Origin of the sequence: Bradyrhizobium sp. CCBAU 11434, assembly GCF_028128895.1 — a bacterium.
In the GTDB taxonomy this organism is placed as follows: domain Bacteria; phylum Pseudomonadota; class Alphaproteobacteria; order Rhizobiales; family Xanthobacteraceae; genus Bradyrhizobium; species Bradyrhizobium zhengyangense.
Genome location: NZ_LBJX01000044.1, coordinates 1 through 2475, shown reverse-complemented (window position 1 = coordinate 2475; position 2475 = coordinate 1). Strand labels below are relative to the sequence as shown.

2 protein-coding genes are annotated in these 2475 nt (G+C 65.2%); both read right to left on the bottom strand.

All coding sequences use genetic code 11. The annotated features are described in order from the left end of the window. Nucleotides 1–264: 264 nt before the first annotated feature. Nucleotides 265–1464, bottom strand: coding sequence for an IS91 family transposase (locus XI06_RS13005; protein WP_271605495.1), 1200 nt, complete (start codon nt 1462–1464; stop codon nt 265–267). Between the two features lie 12 nt (nt 1465–1476). Next, the gene (locus XI06_RS13000) at nt 1477–2352 is read right to left on the bottom strand and encodes a tyrosine-type recombinase/integrase (RefSeq protein WP_237892222.1); all 876 of its coding nucleotides are present in this window, start codon (nt 2350–2352) and stop codon (nt 1477–1479) included. Nucleotides 2353–2475 lie beyond the last annotated feature (123 nt).

Sequence of the window (2475 nt, the reverse complement as noted above, 5' to 3'; positions counted from 1 at the left end):
AGGAAACCGCGCATGGTGGGCGGGACTGGTGCGGCAGGCTCTATGGCGATTTGGGAACTGCAGGCGCGCTGGCAGATCGAGTTCGACCCGATGCAGCGAGCTGCGCGACGGTAGCGCGGCCGGTGAATGAGCGGTGGGCGGCGTCGAACGCGATCAAATGTCGGCCGATCGGCGATGACAGGGCGCCGTTCGGGTGCGCACGGCCGTGGCCGGTCGATGAGCGGCGGGCATGACGAGCAGCTTTGCAGAATGGCAGATGTGGAGTCATGAGGTGTCGATCCTGATGACGCTGGTTGGCGCAGTCGGTCGGTGGCGAGGCGTTGCGCCTTGCTCAAAGACCTCGATGACGATCATGCGGCCGCCGCAGCATGGACAGGGTGGCTTGTCGGTGTCGCCGACGGTCTCGGTCGGCTCATTCTTACGATCCTTGACGGCGAGCAGCTCGCGCGCACGTGCGACGTTGTCGGCGCAGGTCCCCCGTGCGAGCAGGCCGTAGTGGCGGATGCGGTGGAAGCCCTTTGGCATCACGTGGATGAGGAAGCGGCGGATGAACTCGTCCGTGGCGAGCGTCATTCGCTTTTGGCGATCGCGGCCCTCGATGCGGTAATCCTTCCATCTGAAGGTGACGCCGTGCTGGTCGAAGGCGATCAGGCGGCTGTTGGCGATGGCGACGCGGTGTGTATAGCGCGACAGATAGGCAAGAACCGCCTCGGGACCGCCGAACGGACGCTTGGCATAGACGACCCACTCGGTCTTGCGTGACGCTGCAAGCAATGCGGCGAACGATTGTGCTCCGACGAGATGAGCGTCGTTACCGAAGAAGCTCAGGCGCCCGGCCCGATGGAGGGCGGCAAGGCGCTCCAGGAACAGCCGCCGGAACAGACGTGAGAGCACCCGCACCGGCAGGAAGAACCCAGGCCGGCAGGACACCCAGCGCTGGCCGTCGGGCGAGATGCCGCCGCCCGGCACGATCATGTGCACATGCGGGTGGTGGGTCATGGCCGAGCCCCAGCTGTGCAGCACGGAGGTGATGCCGATCCTGGCGCCGAGATGCTTCGGGTCGGCGGCGATCGTCAGCATCGTCTCGGCTGAGACCTTGAACAGCAGATCGTAGATGGCAGCCCTGTTGTGATAGGCGATGTCGGCGATCCGAGCCGGCAGCGTGAACACGACGTGATAATACGGCACCGGCAGCAGCTCGGCTTGGCGATCGGCGAGCCACTGCTTCGCCGCGGCGCCCTGGCACTTCGGACAGTGCCGGTTGCGGCAGGAGTTGTAGGCGATGGATGTGTAAGCGCAGTCCTCGCAGCGCGCGACATGGCCGCCGAGGGCTGCCGTGCGGCAGCTCTCGATCGCCGACATCACCTTCAACTGGTCGAGGCTGACATGGCCGGCATGGGCCTGACGCCATGCCGGACCACGGTCGCGGAAGATATCCGCAACCTCCAGAGCCGGACGAGACACGGCGGCCCCGCGTCAGCCGGGCGGCCGGGCCTGCTTCAGCTTGATCGCGATGTGCTCCAGCGGGCTCATGACCTCGCTGATCGTCTTGGTGGCGACCCTGGTATAGAGCGCGGTCGTATCGAGCTTGGCGTGACCGAGCAGAACCTGGATCACGCGCACGTCGATGTTCTGCTCCAAGAGATGGGTGGCGAAGCTGTGCCGCAAGGTGTGCAGCGAGACGCGCTTGTTGATCTCGGCCATTTGGGCGGCGGCATGACAGGCGCGATTGAGCTGGCGCGTCGTCATCGGCTGCGCCGGGTCGCGGCCAGGGAAGAGCCAGCCCTGTGGGCGGGCCGTCTTCCACCAGGCACGCAGCAGGTCGAGCAGGCTCGGCGACAACATCACGTTACGGTCCTTGCCGCCTTTGCCCTGCTCGACGCGGATGATCATGCGCTTGCTGTCGATATCGGAGATCTTGAGCGAGACCACCTCGGCGGCACGCAGGCCGGCGCCATAGGCCACGCTGAGCGCCGCCTTGTATTTGAGCCCGGGTGCCGCATCGAGCAGCCGCGCCACTTCCTCCACGCTCAGCACCACCGGCAGCTTGCGAGGCTCGTGAACGACATGCGTGTGCTCGACGATCTCGTGGCGCTTGAGCGTGACCTTGAAGAAGAACCGCAGCGTCGAGACGGTCTGGTTGATGGTCGGCACGCCGACGCCGCTCGATGCCAAATGGAGTTGGTAGCGACGTACATCCTCGAAGCTGGCTGTATCCGGCGATCGCCCGAGGAACACCGCGAAGTTCTTGACCCGCTGCACGTAGTCATGTTGGGTCTTCGGCGCGAACTTTCGGATCGTCATGTCTTCGATCATGCGAAGCCGCAACGGGCTCGTGGCCTCGTCGGTCATGGGGATGCTCCTGTCTTGGGTGAAGGTTGCGAACCCCTCATCTCAAGACAGGACGCCTCGTTGCGCTATCCTCTCAGCCGTGCTGCCGGCTGCCGGCCCCTACCGCGCGAGCGGTTTAGTCCT

Bases quoted from the DNA above. Each gene is read 5' to 3' on its own strand.
- XI06_RS13000 (WP_237892222.1), bottom strand. From the start codon at position 2,352: ATGACCGACGAGGCCACGAGCCCGTTGCGGCTTCGCATGATCGAAGAC.